The organism is Terrimonas sp. (assembly GCF_003075435.1).
GTDB lineage: Bacteria > Bacteroidota > Bacteroidia > Chitinophagales > Chitinophagaceae > Agriterribacter.
This window is the reverse complement of sequence record NZ_QCZJ01000027.1, coordinates 25,789-47,866: the sequence shown is the minus strand read 5'-3', so window position 1 is coordinate 47,866 and position 22,078 is coordinate 25,789. Positions and strand designations below refer to the sequence as shown.

The 22,078-nt window shown below is 46.0% G+C and carries 17 protein-coding genes and 1 pseudogene; 6 read left to right on the top strand and 12 right to left on the bottom strand.

The annotated features are described in order from the left end of the window. Window positions 1-9: 9 nt before the first annotated feature. The 11 genes and pseudogenes from DC498_RS21460 to DC498_RS21405 all read right to left on the bottom strand — a co-directional run bounded on the left by DC498_RS21460 (window position 10) and on the right by DC498_RS21405 (window position 15,480). Window positions 10-1,515 (bottom strand): thymidine phosphorylase family protein, encoded by a 1,506-nt coding sequence (locus DC498_RS21460; RefSeq protein ID WP_116876221.1) that lies wholly within the window; start codon window positions 1,513-1,515, stop codon window positions 10-12. Then, window positions 1,516-2,892: an MBL fold metallo-hydrolase RNA specificity domain-containing protein gene (locus tag DC498_RS21455; RefSeq protein WP_116876230.1), complete on the bottom strand. Its 1,377-nt coding sequence runs from the start codon at window positions 2,890-2,892 to the stop codon at window positions 1,516-1,518. Between the two features lie 10 nt (window positions 2,893-2,902). Beyond that, complete coding sequence (locus tag DC498_RS21450; protein ID WP_116876220.1) at window positions 2,903-3,772, bottom strand: restriction endonuclease; 870 nt, start codon at window positions 3,770-3,772, stop codon at window positions 2,903-2,905. A gap of 61 nt (window positions 3,773-3,833) precedes the next feature. Continuing rightward, the gene (locus DC498_RS21445) at window positions 3,834-6,533 is read right to left on the bottom strand and encodes a cation-translocating P-type ATPase (protein WP_116876219.1); all 2,700 of its coding nucleotides are present in this window, start codon (window positions 6,531-6,533) and stop codon (window positions 3,834-3,836) included. Between the two features lie 150 nt (window positions 6,534-6,683). Continuing rightward, window positions 6,684-7,814 (bottom strand): efflux RND transporter periplasmic adaptor subunit, encoded by a 1,131-nt coding sequence (locus DC498_RS21440; protein ID WP_165813921.1) that lies wholly within the window; start codon window positions 7,812-7,814, stop codon window positions 6,684-6,686. Between the two features lie 10 nt (window positions 7,815-7,824). Further along, the gene (locus tag DC498_RS21435; protein WP_116876217.1) at window positions 7,825-9,180 is read right to left on the bottom strand and encodes an efflux RND transporter periplasmic adaptor subunit; all 1,356 of its coding nucleotides are present in this window, start codon (window positions 9,178-9,180) and stop codon (window positions 7,825-7,827) included. A 1-nt stretch (window position 9,181) separates the two neighbouring features. Then, complete coding sequence (locus DC498_RS21430) at window positions 9,182-10,441, bottom strand: TolC family protein (RefSeq protein WP_116876216.1); 1,260 nt, start codon at window positions 10,439-10,441, stop codon at window positions 9,182-9,184. Window positions 10,442-10,452: 11 nt separating this feature from the next. Further along, window positions 10,453-13,683 (bottom strand): annotated as a pseudogene (locus tag DC498_RS26590) (efflux RND transporter permease subunit). A gap of 96 nt (window positions 13,684-13,779) precedes the next feature. Then, the gene (locus tag DC498_RS21415) at window positions 13,780-14,178 is read right to left on the bottom strand and encodes a hypothetical protein (RefSeq protein WP_133176934.1); all 399 of its coding nucleotides are present in this window, start codon (window positions 14,176-14,178) and stop codon (window positions 13,780-13,782) included. A 244-nt stretch (window positions 14,179-14,422) separates the two neighbouring features. Further along, the gene (locus tag DC498_RS21410; RefSeq protein ID WP_133176933.1) at window positions 14,423-14,812 is read right to left on the bottom strand and encodes an HYC_CC_PP family protein; all 390 of its coding nucleotides are present in this window, start codon (window positions 14,810-14,812) and stop codon (window positions 14,423-14,425) included. Between the two features lie 65 nt (window positions 14,813-14,877). Next, on the bottom strand, window positions 14,878-15,480 hold the full coding sequence (locus DC498_RS21405; RefSeq protein ID WP_116876212.1) for a helix-turn-helix domain-containing protein: 603 nt from the start codon (window positions 15,478-15,480) through the stop codon (window positions 14,878-14,880). 443 nt (window positions 15,481-15,923) lie between these two features. Between DC498_RS21405 and DC498_RS21400 the strand changes: the two genes are divergently transcribed. Together DC498_RS21400 and DC498_RS21395 are read left to right on the top strand one after the other, a co-directional pair. Beyond that, complete coding sequence (locus tag DC498_RS21400; protein ID WP_116876211.1) at window positions 15,924-16,139, top strand: hypothetical protein; 216 nt, start codon at window positions 15,924-15,926, stop codon at window positions 16,137-16,139. 82 nt (window positions 16,140-16,221) lie between these two features. Then, window positions 16,222-16,686, top strand: coding sequence for a DUF6843 domain-containing protein (locus DC498_RS21395; protein WP_116876210.1), 465 nt, complete (start codon window positions 16,222-16,224; stop codon window positions 16,684-16,686). Window positions 16,687-16,788: 102 nt separating this feature from the next. On the opposite strand, the gene DC498_RS21390 is transcribed toward DC498_RS21395, so the two are convergent. Continuing rightward, on the bottom strand, window positions 16,789-17,076 hold the full coding sequence (locus DC498_RS21390; RefSeq protein WP_116876209.1) for a hypothetical protein: 288 nt from the start codon (window positions 17,074-17,076) through the stop codon (window positions 16,789-16,791). 156 nt (window positions 17,077-17,232) lie between these two features. Here DC498_RS21390 and DC498_RS21385 point away from each other — a divergent pair, with 156 nt between their 5' ends. The 4 genes from DC498_RS21385 (at window position 17,233) to mobC (ending at window position 22,064) form a co-directional block, all read left to right on the top strand. Next, window positions 17,233-18,135: a toprim domain-containing protein gene (locus DC498_RS21385; RefSeq protein ID WP_116876208.1), complete on the top strand. Its 903-nt coding sequence runs from the start codon at window positions 17,233-17,235 to the stop codon at window positions 18,133-18,135. 235 nt (window positions 18,136-18,370) lie between these two features. Further along, on the top strand, window positions 18,371-18,760 hold the full coding sequence (locus DC498_RS21380; RefSeq protein ID WP_116876207.1) for a plasmid mobilization protein: 390 nt from the start codon (window positions 18,371-18,373) through the stop codon (window positions 18,758-18,760). After that, complete coding sequence (locus tag DC498_RS21375; protein WP_116876206.1) at window positions 18,748-20,055, top strand: relaxase/mobilization nuclease domain-containing protein; 1,308 nt, start codon at window positions 18,748-18,750, stop codon at window positions 20,053-20,055. The genes DC498_RS21380 and DC498_RS21375 overlap by 13 nt, the downstream gene beginning before the upstream one ends. Window positions 20,056-20,066: 11 nt before the next feature. Then, a complete protein-coding gene (mobC, locus tag DC498_RS21370; RefSeq protein ID WP_116876205.1) occupies window positions 20,067-22,064 on the top strand; it encodes a conjugal transfer protein MobC in 1,998 nt (665 codons plus the stop codon). The last annotated feature ends 14 nt before the right edge of the window (window positions 22,065-22,078 follow it).

Below are 22,078 nucleotides of genomic sequence, written 5' to 3'. Positions count from 1 at the left end.
TTGATTTTTTTATTCGATAGTAATGATGTTATCTGTTTTTAAATAAGTAAGGGCGTACTCCAGTTCTCCTTTTGTATGGGCGTACAGGGTAAACAGCGTGTCGCCCACGCTCACCTGTTTGCCGAGGGGCGCATTGAACAGGATGCCGGCTGAGGCCGACTGCGGCGCTCCTGCCAGCTTCGCTACCCGCGCCAGTTTACGATTGTCTATTGCGGTAACAACGCCCTCCTTGTCCGAGCAGACTTCAAAATGGTAGGGTGCAAATGCAGGTTCCCTGAAACCGCCCTGACTTTGACAAATGGCCTGGAATTTTGCCCAGGCACTTCCGGTTTCAAGAATGCTTCTGGCCATATTGTTACCGGTTCCAGGTGCATATTCGCCCGATAATTCCAGGAGCGCACCTGCAAGCGTAATAGCCCTTTCCTTCAAATCCGTTGGAGCCGTTTTCTCGTTGCGCAAAACAGCCAGCACATCCATTGCCTCCAATGCAGGACCAATACCTCTTCCTACCGGCTGTTGTCCATCGGTGATAATGACCTGTAATTGCAGGCCAATGGCCTGTGCCACCGATTCAAAATCATGTTGCAGTTGGAGGGCGATTTCATGCGTGCGTACTTTGGCTGTTTTACCGACCGGGAGATCTATGACCACGTGCGTGGCACCGGCTGCCGATTTTTTTGACAGTACGGAGGCAATCATCTGCCCCTGGCTGTCTACGTCCAGCGATTTCTCCACTGAAATCAATATGTCATCTGCGGGGCTTAGTTTTACAGCACCGCCCCACACAATACAGCCATTTTCTTTTTCAACCACTTTTTTGATCTCATCCATATCCAGGTCAACCGGTGCTATCACTTCCATCGTGTCGGCAGTTCCTGCGGGGGAAGTAATGGCCCTTGATGAGGTTTTTGGAATCGTCAGCCCGGCTGCGGCAACAATGCTGACAACAATAGGTGTGGTACGGTTACCGGGCAGTCCGCCCACGCAGTGCTTGTCCAGTACCACGGATTTTTCCCAGGAGATACTTTGTCCTGCATTGATCATCGCCTTTGTAAGCCCGATGATCTCAGGTACTGAAAGGTTATCGTCAGAACAGGCTGAAATAAACGCAGCCAGTTCAATGTTAGAATATTTCCCTGCAACGATATCCTTCATGATCTCGTTGAACTGTTGCTCCGTCAGTTGATCGTGATACATTTTTGCCCGTACATAGCTCAGGGAATTGATGTTCTCCAGGTGGGAGAACGTGAGACAGTCCCCATCAACAACGCCCAGCCTTTTCATAGCTTCCATTGACAATGCCGCTTCATCCACGGCAAGCAGATCTGAGTGAACCACGTTGAGGGTCGCTACAATGGTTTTTTCATGGTGGTGTATCACTATGCGGGTGAGTGCTGTAAAGCCTTCTGACTGGCATATGTGGCAATCAGCACGCATGTAGACAATGTTCTCCCGGTACGTATCAATACCGATAGATTTAACCCTTAACGTGTTGTAGGAATGATGATGTTCCATTTATTCATTGATTGTTATGGTGTCATTTAATGCCGGTATTTCGCATGTCCATCCGTAAACCTCTTTCACTTTATCCCTGAGCGCCTTTGCAGATGGCGGCTCTCCATGTACGATAAATATCTTTTCAGGCTGTTGCTTCAGCTCTTGCAGCCACTCAATGAGTTCCTGCTGATCAGCATGGCCGGATAAGCCTTCGATGTTTTCTATGGCTGCGCGGACCGCGAAATATTTGCCATACAACTTAACTTCCTTTGCGCCCTCCAGTAAAGCGCGGCCCCGTGTTCCCGCTGCCTGGTAGCCCACCAGCAGTACCGTGGCATTCGTATCGCCCAGGTACTTTGCAAAGTAGCTCAATACCCGTCCGCCGGTTGCCATACCACTTCCTGCGATCACAATTTTCGGCTGCTTGCTGTTTATCAGTGCAGTTGTTTCTTCCAGCGTTGTTATACGCCGGATCGTATCGCACATTTGCGAACATTCTTCGACAGACAGCTTATGCCAGGTGCCATTTTTGTGAAATACCTCCAGTACATTTTTCCCCATCGGGCTATCCATGTAAATCGGTATATCGGGCAATCTGCCTTTTTGTTTCAACTGCCAGAACAGGTACATCAGCAACTGTGTGCGCTCAACAGCAAAACTTGGTATGACGATGGTGCCTTTTTTTAATGCAGCCCGAATGATAATGCGTTCTAAAATATCCATTGCCGGTTCCTTCGGGTGGAGCCGGTCACCATAGGTCGATTCGATAAACAGGATATCCGCCTTCTCAGGTTTTTCCGGTGGGAAAAGCAGCGGATCTTGTTTGCGGCCGATATCGCCTGAAAACACAATCGTTTTCTCCCCGATCCGCAGCTCGATAAAGGTTGCTCCCAGGATATGTCCATTATACCTGAACCTGTAACTGATCTGTTCACCAAACGGCACCCACTGGTTCAATGGCGCCGTCTGAAAAAGCGGCAGTGTACGGTCCACATCCTGCAGCCCGTAAAGCGGAACAGCGGGGCTATGCTTAGTGTATTTATGCTTATTAGCCCGCAAGGCATCCTCTTCCTGGATTTTTGCGCTGTCCTTTAAAATAATTTCCGCAATCTGGACTGTAGGGGCCGTAGCGATGATCTTTCCTGAAAAACCTTCCTTTACAAGACGCGGGAGGAAACCGGTATGATCTAAATGCCCATGCGTCAGTAAAACGATATCAATGTCTTTAGCAGGAAAAGAGAGCGGTTGCCAGTTAAGCAGCCGGAGTTCCTTTAGTCCCTGGAACATGCCGCAATCCACCAGTATGTTTTTGCCATAAGCGGAAACAAGGTGCCTGGAGCCGGTTACTGTTTGCGCAGCACCTAAAAATTGTATTTTTAAACCTGATTTTTCCATATCTGTTGTATTAGTATCTATATGATTTTTCAAGCGCTTGACATAGTGCAGCACATTCTTCCAACACCTTTTGCAACTTGGGAGGTCTTACGCCGATGCTTTCCAAAATACCCTCACCATGGTGCAGGGCCTTGCATAAAACAATCTTCCTGTTGAGCAGCGCTTGCTTTTCCTTTCCGGTGAGCGTGGTAAGACTTGTTATGGGATGGAGACCAGACAGGTTGATCCAGTCTTTTATGCCGTTATTTTTAGGATAATCCCAACTGACCAGGTTCATTTTCATACACCTGCCATACTGGGCGGCATCGTCTGAGAAACGCGTGTTGGTAACCACCCAGCCCTGATGGATCTTCTTGTCATGCCCGTCGATCTGTTTCCATTGGCGCTCCACATCCAGGAACCGGGCTTGTATGTACAGGGGAATCTTGACATCGCATATATAACCCTGTTGATTATGAAACTTGCACTCGATCATAAAGTGCTGGTCATCCTTTTCAGCTATAACATCTATTTCGTGCTTCACACAATGCCCCTGTATGGTTACGCCAACTTCAGTTTTATACCCTTTGTATGTCAGTAATTCAGCTACAAACTGCTCAAAGGGGAAACCCGAAGGTCCCAATTCCATCAGCGCACGCTTCAGTTTATACCTTGCAGCCATTGGACGCGACCTGTCTTTCAATAACCGGAAAGCTTTCCTGTAGATTTCCTTAGTAGACATATTATCTACCAGCCTGTTCACAATTTCATTGGCAATACCCTCAGCCTGCTGGCCGCTGGCTCCTGAGCGGAGCAGCGACTGTTTCAATTTGTTCTTATTGAAGGGCACCCTGATACCCGATGCCTTTGTAACATTTATATTTCTGTTGTTATCCCGCATGTGCTATTGAGTTTTTGCTGTTGTCTTTAAGGTTGCTTACAACCTGTTATCCGTTCACAGCTCATATAATCCAGCGGCTTCTTTTTAAAGCCTGGTTGATAATGAGTGAAAGAAAGGAGAACACAATGACGATTGACCAATCCTGCCATCCGTAAATTGAAACTTCAAGGACTTTTCTTAAAGGAACAACGAAGTAAGAGAGCAACGCTATAACTATACATCCCAGCACTGCATACCATACATACCTGTTGCGGAACACTTCTGATTTATAAAATGCAACGCCCTTTTCAAATGACATATTAAAGACGTGGAGTATCTGCGAAAAAATAAGGGTATAGAAAAGCATATTGTTACACAGCTCACCGTTCCAACCTTCCTGCTTGTGCAGCCACTCGTGACTGGTAAGTACCGCACCGATGGTGGTAATGGAGATCACCGTAGAATAGGCAAAAATGGCTGTCCATCTTTTTTTATCAATGATCAGCGTACCGGCCGAATAAGGTTTTCGCTGCATGATATGCGCAGGCGCTTCGGTGACACCCAGGGCAAGCGCCGGCAATACATCTGTTACAAGATTGATGAAAAGTATCTGGAGCGGAAAAAGCTGAAAATGCAAATTCAGAATGGATGCAGTGGCAATGATCAGCAGTTCACTGAGATTGCAGGAAAGCAGGTAGATCACAAATTTCCTGATATTATCGAAAATTACCCGTCCCTGTTTGATGGCCAGGACGATGGATGAGAAGGCATCATCTTTCAGGACCATATCTGCTACTTCCTGCGCTACCTGCGTACCCCTTTGTCCCATTGCAATACCGATATCTGCTTTCTTCAGGGCCGGAGCGTCATTCACGCCGTCGCCGGTCATCCCTACGACCATTTTATTTGCCTGGAACAGGGTCACCAGGTCCAGCTTGTGTTCCGGAGATACACGCGCAAATACGGGGGATTGCAGCCACTTTTGCTTGTCCTCCGGCGTCAGTTGATCGTAGGGCTTCATGCTGTTTCCGTGAACTACCTCATCGCTTTCTTCTGCCAGCCCCAATTGCATGGCAATGTTCTTAGCGGTGGCCGGGTGGTCTCCGGTGATCATCACTACTTTTATGCCTGCTGATCTGCATTCCTGAATGGCTGCACGTACCTCGGGGCGGGGCGGATCTAAAAAGCCGACCACGCCTACCAATGTAAGATGATGCAAGAAATCTTCTTCTTCCGTATCAGCGCTTCTAAAAGCAAAAGCAAGCATTCTTAACCCGGATTGCGCGTGCTTTTCAGCATTGGATAGCCATGTTGTTTTTCTTTCTTCAGTCAGTGCAACAACATCACTTCCTTCCAGTACGGATGAACAGCAGGATAATAGTTCTTCCACTGCTCCTTTTGCGGCTACATAATAGTCACTGTCTTTGTGGTGAAGGGTAGCCATGACCTTCGTATCGGAAGAAAAAGGCACTTCATTTATTTTTGAAAAAGCCCGCTGGTATTCATCCGGTTTAACGGGTGAACAATAGACCATTTTGAGTAGTCCCACTTCCAGCGGGTCACCTGATTCTTTGGCCGAGGTAGCATCATACTGATACGTTGCGGTGTTACACAGGGCAGCAATCCGATGCAAATGCCCATAGGCCGGGTAATGGGGCAACTGATCATTATCCTTAAAGCGTATCACACAGCCTGCAACGTCCACTTCTATGCGGGAGCCGCCCTCCTTAAATTCAATGTAGGCCGCTTCAATTTTGTTCTGTGTAAGTGTCCCGGTTTTATCGGTGCAGATCACGTTGGTACCACCCAGGGTTTCCACCGATGACAGCTTCTTTACGATGACCTGGTGCCTGGCCATCCGTAACATGCCGAATGCCAGCGCTAACGTGGAAACGATGGGCAGCCCTTCAGGAATTGCGGCAACGGCAAGTGCAATGGATGTTTCGAGCATCTGTACAAAATCCTTCCCGTTTAATATCCCGGCAGTAAATATGGCAACCAAAAGCCCCACAGTGATCCATAGCAGGTTCTTACTGAGCTTCTGTATTTTCTTTTCAAGCGGTGTAGCCGATTGCTGCGCCTGTTGCACCATGCGGGCAACGGTTCCCAACTCGGTGGCCATGCCGGTGCGCACCACAACGGCAAAACCATTTCCTTTTGTTACAAAAGTGCCTTTGTACAACATATTGTCCCGTTCGGCCAGGGGAACTGTTTCCAGCAATTGGCCGGTCTGTTTTTCCACCGGCAAGGACTCGCCGGTAAGTGCGGATTCATCCGATTGTAACTGAGCCGAACTGATCAGCCTGGCATCTGCTGTAACCATGTCTCCGCCTTCCACAAATAGAATATCACCCGGTACCAGCTCCTCGGAAGATATTGCACCAAGTGTCCCATCTCGCAGCACGCGGGCCGGTACGGTGGTTAGTTTTTTTAAGGCTTCCATTGAGCGTTCTGCCTGAAACTCCATCAAAAATCCGATGACGGCATTGATCACGATCACGGCGATGATGGCAATCCCATCGAGCCATTCCTGGAAGAAAAACGACAGCCCTGCAGCAATGGCCAACAACAGCACAAACGGGCTGATAAACTGGTTGACCAGGATCATGAGCGGGCTTACTTTTTTCCCCGATTCAATCCTGTTATATCCTGCAATGGAAAGCCTGCGTTCGGCTTCCGCCGCAGTAAGCCCGGCTTCCTGCGTGGTATCCAGTTCATCCAGGATGGTTGAGCGGTCAACTGACCAGGGTTTGCTCACTTTATTAAATTCTTGTAGTAACATATCTTATTTATTAAGTCAAAGCAGTATTACTGACGTGCTCGGTTTTAGTGACTGTTTACAAATTATCCGCACCTGTCTGTCTCAAGTTTTCTTTGGCAATGAAGTCCAGCGCAACATTTTCTTTTTGTTGTTGGCGCTTTGGAGACGCTGTTACATCTTCATTCCCTCCATGCCGGTGCCCTTCTTCAGCACCAATGCGCTGTTTAACAGGTAAGCGCCACTGGTTACCACCAGTTCGCCCTCCTTGAGGCCACCGGTCACCTCCACTTCCTTTTTATTCTGAATGCCTAATTGAATGACCCGGTTTTCATACATGCCATCGCCTTTTTTCACCCATGCCGTTACCATGTTGCCGACCAGGATGGACGACTTGGGAATGACCATCGTATATTTTTGATTCCGTTTAATGTTGACGTATGCCATCATACCCGGCTTTAGCGAAGCGCTTTTGTTACCGATCAGAAATCTTACAAGGCTGATCTTTTGATCTGGTTCCACGGAAGGATTATCGAACACCGGCGTAACGGAAAATACCTGGTTGGGATAAGCATCAAAATCCGCAGTAATGATGGGCTGTTCCGTTAACCACCTGAGTTCACCCGTGTACATCTGGGCTTCGATCCATAATTGTGACAGGTCTGCCAACCGGAAAAGCGGGGTTCCGATCTCTACATACTGACCCTCGCTTACAGAAAGGTCAACCAGCGTGCCCCCGACAGGGCTATGGATGGTAATCAAAGGGGAGGCTTCGCCGCTTTGTTCGATCTGTGTGATTTGATCCCTCGATAATCCCCACAATAGTAATTTTTTTCTCGCCGCTTCCACCAGTTGCGCCATTACCTGCTTCATATCGGCGAGTTGCACCTCCTGCCGCAGTACATTGAGCAATTCATTTTCATCAGACAATAACTCTTCACTGTAGATGGCATATAAGGGCATGCCCTTGCTGATGTTTTCCTGCGGATTGCGGACAAATAATTTTTCCAGCCTTCCCCTGATGCGTGATGTGACAACACTTACATTACGTTCGTCAATGCTGGTAGCGCCTACCAGGGTGGTATATTCCGAAATAGCCTGCCTCTTCACCGTGTCCACCGCAATGTTGGCATACTGTTCGTCCCGTTTTGAAAGCGTCACCATCTCCATTTGTTCCGGCGCCGGCCCGTCCGCGCCATGTTGGCTATGTTCCGGCTTTTGTGCATCCCCATCCTTTCCGGTGCATGAAGCAATGGAAACAATGAGCGGTAGCGCAGTAATGATCATCCATATTTTCTTGTTCATACCTACAGCATTAATATTTGATAATTGTCTCCCCGTCTGCGAGGTAAGCAGCATCCCTGGCTATCCATTCTCCTTTTTGCAGTCCTTGCAGTATTTCGACCCGTTCGTGGTCCCGGTGACCGATCCGTACCACCCTTGACTGGAAGATGTTGCTTCCGTCCTTTGTGACACCGGCCCGCACCCACACAATGGCTACCTTTCCAAGATAAAAGACACTGCCTGCCGGAACCGTAAGGGAACTGGCCGTTACGGATGCCGTGGCTGTGATCAGGGAATTTTGTTTAAGTATCCCCGAAGTATTGGGTAAATACACCCTTGCCTGGCTGAATTTTTGCCCGCGCTGATACACCAGCTCCAGGAATTGAACAGGGGTTGTAAAGGTCTTTTCCGGCATCAGCTCACTGGTAACGGACAGCGGTTGGCCTTTGCGGATATACTTTTCATTCTCTTTGGTAAATGCCACTATGCCCCAGGCTTCCCTGAAATCATTGATCCAAAAAAGGGTCTGGTCTTTACTCACGTACATCCCTTCGCGAATGCTGTTATCGCTTAACCGCGTAGCCGGACTTACCGCCGATGAACCAGTACTGCCAGCCATTCCACCACCCATTCCTGCGTCATTACCTGCGCCTCCGGCCATAGCTGACGGTGCCGATGGGTCAAAAAGCACAAATCCTTCAAAAGGGCTGTAAATGGCTATGGTATAAGGCGCTTCCCCTGATTTTTCAATCTGTTTTACCTGGCTGGAGGTAAGCCCGAGCAATAAGAGCTTTTGCCTGGCCCTGCCCGCGAGGATACTGTCGCCGGAAGACTTTTGCAGGTAAAGCAATTCTTCGATATAGGTGCTTATGTCGGGGCTGTAGAGTTCCAGTATCTTTTCGCCTTTGCGCACATACTGGTAATTGTATTTTACATACAGCCTTTCAATCCTGCCGCCAACGCGAACGGGTACTTTCCGGTTGCGCCTGTAGTCAAAGTCAATATACCCGTTACCGTGAACCGTAAAATTCGCCGGTTGGTCAAGCGGTTCGATTGCCTGTTGGGTAGAGATCACGGTTCGGTTGGTCGGCAGTGTATTCCAGTACGTTTCATCCGCTATCGTATCAGTGGACGCCTGTTCACCGGGCATATCCATACCGGCCATACTGCCATGCGCAGCATGGGCGTTGCTGCTATCCTTTACCCCGCTCATTTTCATGCCGCTGCTGTCCTTCATGGTGGCATGATCTGCTGTGCCGCCGGAATGGGCACCGTGATCTGCGCTGCGATTGTTGCAGGCAAGCAACACAAAAGCAAACGCGATGCATATAAAATATACCCGGCTTTTGTGCCCGCTGAAGCTGGTATGTTGATTATGATTACACATGCTATTTTATTTCCCGTTGATATTCGTATTCAGATTGTATCGTAAACACCTGTCCCAATTTATCGGTACGTTCAAGTTCCTTCATGAGCAGCATGTTCCATGCATCCAGCAGTACAAAGAAGTTACCTGTGTTCTGGCGATAGGCCAATAGGTTACTTTCCAGGTTCTTTTTGTAGGAAGGCACTACATTTTTATCATAGTTATCCAACTGCCTCGTCTCATAGATCAACATGGTGATCTTTTCCCTTACCATTTGTGTGGCCATGAGCTGCATGGTTGATTTTTCTTGCCGCATGGCATCAATCTCAAACTCCATAGACCGTACATCGGACTTGTACATCTTCGATGACCAGGGCACTATGGGAATGGTCATCATTCCCATGATGGAGAACTGGTTAGGCATGCCGAACATCTGCCCGTGTGATATTTGCACACCGAAGTCGGGCCGGGAACCGGTAGCGGCCCATTTCTGATTGAATTTCATAGAACTGATGCGGCTCTCCATAGAAAGAATGTCGTTTCTCAAAAGTGCTGAGGTATCATTGACCATCAGGTAATCTGCCCGGTAGTCAACAGGCAGCAAGAGCGTGTCAATGGCAAACGGGGCATTCACGTCACGGCTCATCAGGGTATTAAGGCCGATGTTGCTTTCCGCGATCTGTGCCAGGCTCATCGTTTCCATGTTTTCCAGTTCGCTCAGCGCGGCTTCCCCCTTGAATATTGCCGGCAGGTCAGACTGGTTATAGGTGTATTTATCCTTTGCTGTTTGGATCAGTATTTTGAGCAGGTCGCGGTATTGTTGAATGGTCCTTAGTTTGTTTTCGGCAATAAACCGGCGGTAATAATAAAGCCTTGCGGTAAAATGCAGGGTGTTTCGCTGCCACTCAGCGTCATTGCGCTGTACATTTTCCAGGGAACCGAGGTAATCTTTTTTTGCATTTAATTTGGCAGCGTTGGGGATCATCTGTTGCACGGACACCATCATACCCGCCTGGTTATCGGGCATCATTTCCTTTATCAGGGAAAGCCGGTAAGGGAACCGGTCAAAGGCCAGTGACACGGTGGGAGGCATCCATGCTTTTGCACCGTCAACCAGCGAACGAATGGAAGCTATTTTAGCGTCGTAATACTGAAGCTGTGGATAGGATTTGTCTATAGCGGTAAAAACTTCCTGCATGCTCAGCTTCACGCTGTCTTGTGCCGCAACATTTACAGAAGCGATCAGCAGCAGGAAGATTGTATATAGCTTATTACTTTTCATGAATCCGGGTTTTAGTCTTTGATTTCAAGCACCACCAGTTTGCCATGCTTTTTCAGTTCCCATTCTTTTAAAAGATTATAGATTACCGGCAGTACAATCAGGACAAACAGCGTGGAGGTGATCAGGCCGAATACAAAGGGAATCGCAATTGGCTTCATCACATCACTACCGGTTCCTGTAGCGGTCATTACGGGTATCAGGCCAAGTATATTGGCTAATACGGTCATGAGCAGTGGCCGCACACGTTGGGTAGCACCCAGCAGGAAAGTTTCTTTCAGATCATCGTCGCTGATGTTTTCAGGGCCGTTCCCTTTAGCTGCTACAAGCTTTTTGATGGAGTCATTCAGATAGGCGATCATCAGTACGCCGGTTTCCACGGCAACACCGAACAATGCTATAAAACCCACTGCTACAGCCACCGAGAAATTGACATTATAGTAGTACAGGGAATATACACCGCCCATCAGCGCCACCGGCACGCTGATAAACACAATCGCCACTGCCTTGAATGAATTAAAGGTGACGTAGAGAATGAAGGCGATGATCAGCATCACAATCGGTATGATTACCTTTAACCGCTGCTCTGCTCTTACCTGGTTCTCATACTGGCCGCTCCAGTCTATATAGTAACCCTGGGGAAGTTGTTTGAAGGTTTCTTCTATCCTTTTTTTGGCATCGTTTACCACGCTACCCATATCCCTTCCCCGCACATTGAAAAGCACTGTGCCCCTGAGCATGGCATTTTCAGAATTGATCATCGGAGGCCCTTCCGATACTTTTACATCCGCCACGGAAGAAAGTGGCAATACCCCGTACTTCATCGTTTGGATGGGAATGCGTTTGATCTCGTCAATATCATTGCGGTATTCCTGCGCCAGTCTCAGGTTTACACTGAACCTTTCCCGGCCTTCAACGGTGGTGGTGAGGATCATGCCGCCCAACGCACTTTCAATAACCATGTTCACGTCGTCAATATTCAATCCATAACGGGCAGCATCCTTCCTCCTGATCTTAATATCAAGATATTTGCCCCCGGTGAGTTGCTCAACATACAGATCTTCCAAACCCTCAATTCCTTTGAGGGACGCTTCTACCTTGCGGCTGATATTATAAATGCTGTCAAGGTTACTTCCATAGATTTTAACGCCCACATCTGTCCGGATACCGGTGGATAACATATTGATGCGATTGATGATCGGTTGTGTCCAGCCGACAACAACACCTGGTATCTGCACTTTTTCATTCATTTCCTTGATCAGTTTCTCTTTGGTCATCCCACTGCGCCATTGACTTTTTGGCTTCAGCACGATGATCGTTTCGATCATGCTGATGGGCGCATTGTCTGTGGCAGTATAGGCGCGTCCGGCTTTACCAAGTACATTATCCACTTCCGGGAAGTCTTTGATGATCTTGTCCTGTAACTGGGTGATGCGTTTAGCCTCTGAATTGGATACATCCGGTAATGTAACGGGCATTAATAACAAAGAGCCTTCATCCAGCGGTGGCATAAACTCTGTACCGAGGTTTATAACCAGGGGTACGCTTCCTGCAATGAGTACGAAACACATGGCCAGGACTGTTTTGCGCCATTTCAAACACCATCTTGCCAGCGGCTGATAAAGGAGAATAAAGAAATTGGATACGGGATTTCTACTTTCCGGCACTAAGCGGCATTTCATCAAAGTGCGCGTTAACATCGGCGCAACCGTTATGGCAAGAATGGCCGCACCAATCAGGGAAAACGTTTTGGTAAGCACCAGCGGTGCAAACAGTTTCCGTTCCTGGCCGGTCAGGAAAAGAATGGGTGCAAAGGAGATGACCATGATCACCACAGAAAAAAATACCGAGCGGCCCACCGTCCGTGATGATTCTTCTATAATAGCCACTCTTTCCGCTTCAGGGATCTCCCTGGTGTGGCCTATTCGTTCTTTTACTTTCGTTTGTTTTTCGCTTGCCATACCTGGTTACTTGTTTTCTACGTTAAGAACTCTGTTGGTTAACATCCTGTAGGCATTCTCTGCCATGACAATTCCCGGATCTACCACATCACCAATGGCAAGCGCAATACCGCCCAGTGAGAGGATATTGGCCGTAACCCCGAATAATTTCATGAGGATAAATCCGATAAGTACCGACAGGAGAATGGAAACAATCGCGACCAGCCCGCTTTTGCCGCTAAAGAGAAATAAGATGACAACGATACAAACAATCAGTATTTCCTGCCAAAGGGCCTCTTTGAGGGTATCTATTGCAGCCAATATGAGGTCGCTGCGGTCGTAGGCCGTTTTAAATTTGACACCGGCAGGCAATCCTTTTTCAATGTCTTTCATTTTGGCCTTTGCCCTTTCAATCACGTCCTTCGCGTTTTCCCCGAACCTGGCCACAACAATGCCTCCGACCACTTCTCCTTCGCCATTCTCATCAACGATCCCCAGTCTGAGATCGGGACTCATCTGCACTTCCGCAATATCACTCAGTGTAATCGGTATGGATTTATAGGTGCCGATAGGGATTTCCTTGATGTCATCAAGGCTGGTAATATAGCCCTGACCCCGGATCAAATAGCCGGTTGAATTCATCTCATACAAGCTGCCCCCGACATCTTTATTATTGGCGGAGACGGCACGGGTTACATCCATGAGTGAAACCCCATAGTACACCAGCTTATGCGGATCTATTGTAACCTGGTAGCCTTTCTGGAAGCCGCCAAAGGAAGCTACTTCGCTGACACCTTCCACATTCTGAAGCGCGAACTTTACGTACCAGTCTTGCAGTGCCCTGAGTTCCCCAAGATTATAACCCTTTCCATCGAGTGTGTACCAAAAAACATGACCCAGCCCGGTACCGTCCGGCCCCAAAGAAGGCGTAACCCCCTGTGGCAGGAATTTCTGCGCATAATTGAGCCTTTCCAAAACCCTGGTTCTTGCCCAGTAAACATCCACGTCATCCTTGAACACGACAAATATGAAACTCATCCCGAACATGGATGCCGCTCTGATGGACTTGATGCTGGGTATGCCTTGCAGGTTGGAGACTAACGGGTAGGTGATCTGGTCTTCCATGATCTTGGGATTTCGCCCCATGTATTCTGTATAAATGATCACCTGGTTTTCGGAAAGGTCGGGCAATGCATCTACCGGCGTCTCTTTTATGGAGTAGATGCCACCAACTACGATCATGATAATCCCGATCCAGACAAAGAACCGGTTCCGTATAGACCATGAAATTATTTTTTCTATCATGATATCATTGTTTTAGTAGTTGTCTTTTCATAACACTACGATGGTTGTGGTTTTAATCAAAGGGCTGCCGCCCGCAAAGAGGCAGCCCCTGAATAATCAGAGATGGTTTTTCAACACCCAGTTTACTTTATACATTTTGTGGAAACTGTCATATGCGGTAAGTTCACCGTCTTCTTTGAAGGTCTGATCCAAAGCGTCGTGGAAAGGATGGTTTTGCGGAAACGCTTTTTTCAGGTTTGTCTTTGTAAGCGGTTGCAGTACGTCGGAATCTCCCGTTGTAAAGAAATAGGTGATCGGATACTTGTCTGCCTGTTTGGGCGCATGTGCCTTGTGTTCGTATTTATACAGGACGACTTTCTCTCCGGCGTTCAGAACGGTATAGCCGTTCTTTTTAGTAGCGGTTGCAGCCGTTACTGAATTTTTCTGTGCTACCGAATTTTGTGAGAATGCCAGCAGGCTTCCTGCCAGCATAAAAAAGAAAAGGAACCTTTTCATTGTTTTTGATTTTAATTGTGAAATATTGATTAATGAACGAATTGAAATAACAAACGGCTGAGCTGCCTGCGGAAGCTTTGACAACATTTACCACATCAAACAGGACTGGAAAATCATTCATGCCAACTGAAGAATAGACATAAGTATATCTTCCGTCTGAATGTAACAGACCGGCAGCGCCGCACACAAGGGGGATCTCATCAACCTGCCTGAGCCGGGCGTGTTGGTTAATGATTTTGGAACATCAAATCCGGAAAACCCGGTTTAAAACATACAGCCGGGGATGTAGCTGGTCGGGGGGATGATAGAAGGATGGTTTGGGACTGGCTGACCAGGAGAATAGTTGAAAATCGGAATGAGAGGCTGGTACCAATGCGATATCAACGTCAAATGTTTTGGACAGGTCGAAGGATACCTGCGTTGATTTTTGATGACCATCATCCAGATGCAGGTAAAAATCTTTGTCATGGCAGCAGTCCTTCATATCCTCGCTGCCACAGGCACATTTATTGGTATGGTTGTGCCCAAAAGAAACAGAGGCAACGGTATCGCCGCAATAGTGTATGGAGCCGCTGATACCTGATGATGCGATCAGGTAAACGAACATTAACGCTATGACGGCTATTGGTTTCATTGTTTATTTTACAACTATTTCAATTTTAGCAAAGTTAGTTTTAGGCGTTTTGAACTTTGTACGCATTATTTTGGATTTTGTATAAAATTTTGCACCTCTATTTTATCCAGATGAACACGCGCCGGAACCGGACTGAGCCGGTATTGTCCAGGTGTTTTTCCGGTAACCTTTTTAAACTGGGAGGACATGCTTTGTGACGAACTGTAACCCAAATCGTATGCGATATTGCTGATTGTTGTTTCGTCCTGTAAAAGCAGTTCCTTCACCCGTTCCACTTTTAACAGGATCAGGAACTTTTCCATTGTTATTTTTTCTGCCTCTGAAAAAATGCGGCTGATGTAGTAGTAACTCATGCCGACTTTTTTTGCTACATAATCTGATAATCGCAATTTTGAGCTTTTGCCGATCATTTCATTCATATACTCAAAAATGGCTGTCTTTGCTTTGGCAACTACCTGCTCTGTATGTGAGTTCACCACGGTAAAGCCCCAGGTTGCCAGCTTTCGGTTTAATGCCGCTAAATCTTTTTCTGTTAGTTTATTTTCAAGCGTTACTTCGCCGAGGGTTGTTTTCAGGGCCTTGTAATTTCCTTCACCAAGCAGTTGTTTCACCTTGTCAATACAACGTTCACAGCACATGCCTTTGATATATAATTGATTTTGTTTCATTCTTTATTACGCTTGCAATAGACTTCGCATTTTGAACGTCCTGTATCAAAAACCAGGTTGTATAAAATCTTGCATAAAGGTAAACCGTGAACAGTCGTTTAAAGAATGACCGTTATCAATGAAAAAACTGATTTCCGTCATGCGCGAAACCCTGCCTTTATTTCACTGTGCTAAACCATGATGTTATGCTAACATTCAAAGAAATCCGCTTAAAATTATATCTTTGCACAAAATATTCTTGAAGCGTTTTAGCTTTAAGTCCCGCACTGAAACTTAGGAACTTTCAAAAAGGCAATGGGACAATAAGTGAGAACGCTCATGCTACGGCGTGGGCGCACTTATCGTTGCCGGGTTTCCTAAGACCTCAGTGCGGTGAGTTGTTGCCTGCGCTCTTTTTTGTGCAGGCGGCAAGTCAAAAGGGAACCTACTAAAAGCAACATAGTATGACTTCAGCCAACCGCTACCCGGATTTTAAGTACACTGCCGGACAATTAGCAAAGTTTCTTGCTGCAAGTGACTTCTTCACCATTATGCTCAAAGATGGTGACATCATTCATTTTACCCCTAAAGACGTAGCTGCTTTCCAGAAGTGGTTAGAGCAAAATAACATACCGAGCATCCGAACGCAGGAAGGATGGGTGATCACGAAGAAGACTTGACAACGTAGTTTCCCTGTTGCGCTGTTACCTCTCTTCTTTTTTGAAATTCGCCCCAAATTGTTAATCCGAAACTTCCTTGTTTATGAAATTCAAGATTGTTCCCATTACAGATAACCGCATGATATTGCTTATCCTGATTGCAAGTGCAGTGATCTTTGGCGGTGTCATTTTATTGACAGGGTATTGGGAGAAAAGAGCCGATATGTACCTGATACCTGATGGCTTTAAGGGAACCGCTACCGTATTCTTTAATGACCCTGATGGTATGCCCGAAAAAAGGGACGCAAAGAGAAGGGTTTTTGAAATTCCCGCTTCAGGTACTTTATATACGCAAAGCACCTATAAGAAGAAATGGAATAACTATTACTATGTGCAGCCAGAAGGCAGGTTGCGTCAATTGATGTGTGGCGATGCACGCGCCGGGGGAGTGCCTATTTCTTACAGTGGTATTGATAGTATATGGATAGACGAAATAGACGTTATTCAACGTGATACTAATAATAAAAAATTAATGGTTGCCACTTTCACCGTAAAGGAAATTCCATGATAATCCAGGGTAGTTGAATAATAAAAAAACCATTTGAAGGAATTGCTTATGGTTATGCTGTAAACATCCGTTTCCCTCCAAATGGCTTTGCTGCATTCCTGGCTACTTTGTACTTAGCGCCTTCAGCTTCTCGCTAAGTTCAGTCAATCCTGCTTTGGTTAGGTATTCATCGGCAATTACGTGTAATTCGTCCAATGCTTCCTTTGGAATACTTTCCAGCAAGGCAGATGATTTATCATCGTCTTTCGCCATCAACCCACGCTTGAGGACACTATGCAACAACAATACGTTCTTGCGGGAAATCCTCATGTCAATCTTCACTGTTTCACTCATGCCAGGGATACTGAGAATAGTATCATACACTTTGGCTACATCACTCGTTGTTAGCATAATCACACGGTTTTAATTTAAACAATACTCACTGCACAAAAGTAAATGACAAAGGTTTTTGCATCCTCATCAAAATATGATGAGGATAGGTTAATGCAATATCGCCTGTTTAACTTCGCATAGAAGAACTGAATGTGTGTTTGAAAATGTGTGGTTATGAATTTCAGGAATAAAAGGCTTTCCGTTAGTGAAGCCAAAGAAATAGACATAGTTCATTTCCTTGCTGACTTAGGGTATGAACCATCAAAAATCAGGAACAACGATCATTGGTATTTTTCACCACTTCGGGATGAAAAAACGCCTTCCTTCAAAGTTAATCGCAAGCTGAACCGCTGGTATGATCACGGCCTCGGCAAAGGCGGTAACCTGGTTGATTTTGCTATCCTTTATCACGGCTGCACCGTTTCCGAATTGCTACAGAATTTAAGCGGTAATCTTTCCCTTCAAAAGCCCTCAATTCAGCAGTCTATCACCAGACCTGAACCTGAGAACCAAATAAAGATTTTGGGAGACTTCATACTTTCCTCTACCGCCCTTCTACGCTACTTGCAGCAACGCCGCATACCCATTGATATAGCTGACCGCTACTGCCGTGAGGTTCGGTACGAACTTAACGGAAAAGTGTATTATGGTATCGGCTTCAAAAATGACCTGGGAGGCTTTGAAATACGCAATCCTTACTTCAAAGCCAGTAGCTCGCCAAAAGGCATCACCACCATTGATAACAGTGCCGGTGAGGTCATCGTTTTTGAAGGCTTTACCGACTTCCTTTCCTTCAAGGCTACCCACCAACAAGACCCCGAAGACCGCTTTGATTTTGTAGTGCTGAACTCTGTATCCTTCTTTGAAACTGCACGCCCTTTTCTGGAAAAACATAATACCATCAGGCTTTATCTGGACAGAGATGCTACCGGACAAAATTGCAGTCGGTATGCACTTTCCCTGAGCAGTAACTACAAGGACGAAAGCAGTCTGTATCAAAACCACAAAGACTTCAACGACTGGATAGTGAATTTCGGTAAGCCGCAAAGGAAACATCAAAAACAGAAGTTGAAATAAGTGATAACAGAACTATAAGAGCCGCTTTAGCTTCTTAAAGTGCTTTAGCCTCTTACATGCTTTAGAGCCTTATCAATGTCTGAAGAGGTTCTAAAAGCTGAAAGATTGCAACTTTCCCGCAATCGGCCAGATGAACGGTTGTTAAACAACCGGATCTGGCTGCCCATCACTCGGAACTCGTGGGCAGGGCGTCTGAAAGGTGAAAATGAGTTTGAAAACGTGAAAATGATCAGTGATGAAAGAACAAAATTCAAACAGGACACGCATTATCGGGCTGCGTCTGACACCCGATGAGTATGCTAAAATTGAAAAGAAGTGGAAGGCTTCTACCTGTCGAAAGCTAAGCGATTATGTACGTCGAAGCCTGTTCGATAAACCCGTTGTAACAACCTACCGTAACAGCTCACAGGATGACTTAATGGCAGAGCTTACCCGGCTTCGCAGCGAGCTAAATGCAGTAGGAAACAACTTCAATCAAGCTGTTAAAAAGCTCCATACACTCAGCCAGATCGCTGAATTTAAAAGCTGGTTGATAGCGTATGAAGTGGAGAAAAATATCCTTAGCAGTAAGGTAGATGAGGTCAGGATAAACGTAAAAAAAATACTGGAAATATGGTTGCAGTGATAAAGCCTGGCCACTCTATGCACCGTATTTTCAACTACAATGAGAACAAAGTTAAAGAAGGTGTAGCAGAGTGCATCGGAGCAGAAAATTTTCCGCTGAATGCTGATGAAATGAGCCTGAAGATTAAGTTAGGCTATCTGCTGAAAAGGACAGAACTGAGAGGGAATGTTAAACGAAACAGCGTACATATTTCCCTCAATTTTGACCCTTCGGAAACACATTTGAGCAAGGAAAAGTTGATGGGAATTGCCAACGTTTATATGCAGAAATTAGGCTTTGGTGAGCAGCCCTATCTTGTTTATCAGCACCATGACGCAGGTCACCCGCATATTCATATAGTTACTACTAATATCCAGTCTAACGGCAATCGCATTGACCTGCATCACCTCGGCATTCGCAAGTCAGAGCCTGCAAGAAAAGAGATTGAAAAAATGTTTGGTCTTGTAGTCGCCGATGCCCATGCAAGAAGGCAGGCATTCAGGTTAAAACCTATTGATGCAAAGAAGGTACAATACGGGCGTACAGAAACAAAAAGAGCCATCACCAATGTACTCGATTCGGTACTGTTTAAATATCACTACACCAGTCTGCCGGAGCTGAATGCAGTATTGAAACAGTACAATGTACTGGCGGATCGAGGCAGTGAACATTCAAGAATTTTTCAGGGTGGCGGATTGGTTTACCGCATACTGGATGAGGATGGAAAGCCTGTAGGCGTACCCATTAAGGCCAGCGACTTTTATAATAAGCCTACTCTGAAATTTCTGGAAGAAAAATTTAACCCGAATGATGCCAAACGACAACCATTTAAAAGCCGCGTAAAAAATGAAATAGACAGGTTGTTTATTGGTAAAACGCCAACATTGGACGAACTGGTAAATCAACTCGAAAGAAAGGGCATACACGTTGCCTTGCGTCAAAATGATGCCGGGTTGATATATGGCATAACCTACGTGGATCATCAGACCAAAAGTATCTTCAACGGAAGTGCATTGGGTAAGCAATACAGTGCCAAAGCCATACAGGAACGATGCGGCTTGAAAGAAGTGATGAAGTCAGAGTTATTACCACAGACAGCTCAAAAAGCAGGCAAAGCTACACAGCCTGCGCAAGTGACCGACCGCGACGTTAAAACGCTTCCCCAGGATCATACGCCAGATCCAATTAGCATCCCTGTTGGCAATGCACTGGATGCCTTGATACAACCCGACCAAGTAGCTGATTATATACCCGGTCAGCTAAAGAAAAAAGGCAAGAAAAGAAAAAGAAACAAGAACGTTTCCAATAACCAATAAAACATAAAACAATGGCTGTACAGACAGGTGAGAACGAACAGGCGCTGAGGAAAATTCTGGACATGACCAGGTTGATCAGTATCGTTATTTTAGTGATACACTTCTATTATTATTGCTATGCTGCCTTTCAGGAATGGGAGTTGAGCAGCACTTTCAGCGACCGCATTTTAGGTAATATTTACCGAACAGGTATCTTCAGCAACTTTGTTAAAAGCAAGCTGATTGCTTTAGGCTTTCTGGCGATTTCGTTGCTCGGAGCCAAAGGCCGAAAGGATGAGAAACTGAATTATAAAACAGCTTTCGCCTACCTCATAACGGGGCTGTTGCTCTATTTTGCCAGCTACCTTTCCTTGATGCTTCAGTTGCCTGCACAGGAGAAGACAATTGTTTATATAAGCATTACCGCAATAGGTTTTTTACTGATACTTTCTGGAGGCACATTGCTTTCCCGGATCATTAAAAGCAAGTTCAATAACAAGGATATTTTTAACAAGGAAAACGAGACGTTCCCGCAGGAAGAACGCTTACTGGAAAATGAATTTTCCATCAACCTGCCGGCACGCTACCGCCTTAAAAACAAGGTTCGCAATAGCTGGATAAATATCATTAATCCTTTCAGGGCGATAATGGTATTAGGTACTCCCGGAGCAGGTAAATCCTATTTCGTAATCAGGCACGTCATTACCCAACATATCCGTAAGGGGTTTACCATGTTTGTGTACGACTTTAAGTTCGACGATCTTTCAAGGATTGCCTACAATTCCTGGTTGAAAAACAAGCATAGGTACGCCAAGCCTCCGCGATTTTTTGTGATCAATTTTGACGACTTAACAAGAAGCCATCGGTGCAATCCTTTGGAGCCATCAGCCATGACCGATATTACTGATGCTGCGGAATCAGCCCGCACCATTTTAATGGGACTAAATAGAGAGTGGATAAAGCGTCAGGGCGATTTTTTCGTGGAATCGCCAATTAACTTCCTAACGGCTGTGATATGGTATCTGAAGAAATATAAGGACGGAGAATTTTGCACGTTGCCACACGTCATAGAACTGATGCAGGCAGATTATGACAGCCTTTTTACGCTGTTCAGGACAGAAGCGGCTAAAGAATGCGAGGTATTGATCAATCCGTTTTTAAATGCCTACTTAAATGATGTGATGGAACAACTGGAAGGCCAGATAGCATCTGCTAAAGTGGCTATGGCAAGGCTTTCATCACCACAGTTGTATTATGTTTTATCCGGCAATGACTTCAATCTCGATGTAAATAATCCTGACGACCCAAAAGTCGTTTGCATGGGCAATAATCCGCAAAAGATACAGATCTATGGAGCGGTGCTTTCTCTTTATGTAACCCGTCTTGTAAAACAGGTAAACAAAAAAGGAAAATTGAAAAGCAGTTTGGTTTTTGACGAGTTTCCAACGATTTATTTGAACAACATGGACAGCCTTATAGCCACTGCAAGGAGCAATAAGGTTTCTACCTGCTTAGGCATCCAGGATTTCAGCCAGCTTCGCAAGGATTATGGCCGGGAGCAGGCAGATGTAATTATGAATATTACCGGCAATATCGTAGCGGGGCAGGTTACAGGCGATACCGCAAAACAGCTCTCCGAACGCTTCGGGAAAATCATGCAGGACAGGGAAAGTTATTCCATCAACAGCGGGGATACTTCTATCAGTCGCTCAAAGCAACTGGAGGCCGCTATACCTCCATCAAAAATATCGGCGTTAAGTTCTGGCGAGTTCGTGGGCATGGTAGCTGACGACCCTGATAATAAAATAGACCTGAAAGCCTTCCATTGTGAAATTATCAATGACCACGATGCACTAAAAAGAGAGGAGGAAAGCTATAAGGAGATAGAGATGATCCGCAAGCTGGATAATGGCATGGTACAGCGCAATTATTTACAGATAAAGCAGGATATAAAAGATATTATTCAATCGGAAATGGAACGATTATTAAATAACCCAAGCCTGAGTCATTTGGTGGTCAATAAAGAATAAAAAGGTTGAAACAC

Excerpts from the sequence above, each read along its gene's own strand:
- DC498_RS21460 (WP_116876221.1), bottom strand. The coding sequence starts at position 1,515 with ATGGAACATCATCATTCCTACAACACGTTAAGGGTTAAATCTATCGGT.
- DC498_RS21455 (WP_116876230.1), bottom strand. The coding sequence starts at position 2,892 with ATGGAAAAATCAGGTTTAAAAATACAATTTTTAGGTGCTGCGCAAACA.
- DC498_RS21450 (WP_116876220.1), bottom strand. The coding sequence starts at position 3,772 with ATGCGGGATAACAACAGAAATATAAATGTTACAAAGGCATCGGGTATC.
- DC498_RS21445 (WP_116876219.1), bottom strand. The coding sequence starts at position 6,533 with ATGTTACTACAAGAATTTAATAAAGTGAGCAAACCCTGGTCAGTTGAC.
- DC498_RS21440 (WP_165813921.1), bottom strand. The coding sequence starts at position 7,814 with ATGAACAAGAAAATATGGATGATCATTACTGCGCTACCGCTCATTGTT.
- DC498_RS21435 (WP_116876217.1), bottom strand. The coding sequence starts at position 9,180 with ATGTGTAATCATAATCAACATACCAGCTTCAGCGGGCACAAAAGCCGG.
- DC498_RS21430 (WP_116876216.1), bottom strand. The coding sequence starts at position 10,441 with ATGAAAAGTAATAAGCTATATACAATCTTCCTGCTGCTGATCGCTTCT.
- DC498_RS21415 (WP_133176934.1), bottom strand. The coding sequence starts at position 14,178 with ATGAAAAGGTTCCTTTTCTTTTTTATGCTGGCAGGAAGCCTGCTGGCA.
- DC498_RS21410 (WP_133176933.1), bottom strand. The coding sequence starts at position 14,812 with ATGAAACCAATAGCCGTCATAGCGTTAATGTTCGTTTACCTGATCGCA.
- DC498_RS21405 (WP_116876212.1), bottom strand. The coding sequence starts at position 15,480 with ATGAAACAAAATCAATTATATATCAAAGGCATGTGCTGTGAACGTTGT.
- DC498_RS21400 (WP_116876211.1), top strand. The coding sequence starts at position 15,924 with ATGACTTCAGCCAACCGCTACCCGGATTTTAAGTACACTGCCGGACAA.
- DC498_RS21395 (WP_116876210.1), top strand. The coding sequence starts at position 16,222 with ATGAAATTCAAGATTGTTCCCATTACAGATAACCGCATGATATTGCTT.
- DC498_RS21390 (WP_116876209.1), bottom strand. The coding sequence starts at position 17,076 with ATGCTAACAACGAGTGATGTAGCCAAAGTGTATGATACTATTCTCAGT.
- DC498_RS21385 (WP_116876208.1), top strand. The coding sequence starts at position 17,233 with ATGAATTTCAGGAATAAAAGGCTTTCCGTTAGTGAAGCCAAAGAAATA.
- DC498_RS21380 (WP_116876207.1), top strand. The coding sequence starts at position 18,371 with ATGAAAGAACAAAATTCAAACAGGACACGCATTATCGGGCTGCGTCTG.
- DC498_RS21375 (WP_116876206.1), top strand. The coding sequence starts at position 18,748 with ATGGTTGCAGTGATAAAGCCTGGCCACTCTATGCACCGTATTTTCAAC.
- mobC (WP_116876205.1), top strand. The coding sequence starts at position 20,067 with ATGGCTGTACAGACAGGTGAGAACGAACAGGCGCTGAGGAAAATTCTG.